General features: G+C 68.4%; 1 protein-coding gene. It reads left to right on the top strand.

Annotated elements, in window-relative coordinates; all coding sequences use genetic code 11:
- The first annotated feature begins 28 nt into the window (after positions 1-28).
- Positions 29-936 (top strand): IS5 family transposase gene (locus QK440_RS41215; RefSeq protein ID WP_282798391.1). Its coding sequence is split into 2 segments (ribosomal slippage): positions 29-380 and positions 380-936, totalling 909 coding nucleotides; the frame shifts between segments, so codons are not numbered across the junction.

Below are 936 nucleotides of genomic sequence, written 5' to 3'. Positions count from 1 at the left end.
TAGGTCCTGTCTGATAATTGATCTTGTGGTGGGTCGTGGTGAGTTGACGGATGCGGCATGGGATCGGATTGCGCCCATGCTGCCGGGTGTTGATGGCCGTGGGCGGCCGTGGCGGGATCACCGGCAGGTGATCAACGGGGTGCTGTGGCGGCTGAGGACGGGTGCTCCGTGGCGTGATCTGCCGGAACGCTACGGGCCCTGGCAGACGGCCTATGAACGCTTCGCCCGCTGGGAGGCCGACGGCACCTGGGCCCGTCTGCTCGAGCAGTCCCAGGTCCGCGACGACTGCGTCGGAACCCTGGAGTGGACCGTTTCCGTCGACTCCACGGTCAGCCGCGCTCACCAGCACGCCGCCGGTGCCCGCAAAAAGGGGCCACGCCGGGGGACGAACTGGAAGATCCGGCACATGCAACGGCTGGTCAGGCGCTGGGCCGGTCCCGCGGCGGGCTGACGACGAAGGTCCACCTGGCCTGTGACGGCCGGGGCCTTCCCCTGGCCGTCGTGCTGTCAGCGGGCAACGTCAACGACTCGACCGTCTTCGACACGGTCCTGAACGAGCTGCGAGTGCCCAGGACCGGTGCCGGGCGGCCGCGCCGCAGACCCGATGCGGTCCTGGCGGACAAAGCGTATTCGTCACGGTCGATCCGCCAGGGCCTGCGACGCAGGGGCGTCCGGGCGGTGATCCCCGAGCGGGCCGACCAGAAGGCCAACCGCCTGCGGCGCGGACAGACCGGCGGCAGACCACCGGCCTTCGACCGCGAGCTCTACAAGAACCGCAACGTCGTCGAACGCTGCTTCGCCCGCCTCAAGCAATTCCGCGCCATCGCCACCCGCTTCGACAAACTCGCCAACCGCTACAAGGCCGGCGTCCACCTCGCCTCACTCATCCTCTGGCTCAGAGAACCCACCCAAGATCCTTTGCCAGACAGGCCCTAG

The sequence above is a fragment of the Streptomyces sp. CC224B genome, assembly GCF_030010595.1.
Classification (GTDB): Bacteria; Actinomycetota; Actinomycetes; order Streptomycetales; family Streptomycetaceae; genus Streptomyces; species Streptomyces longispororuber.
This window is presented reverse-complemented; position numbering and strand designations above follow the sequence as displayed.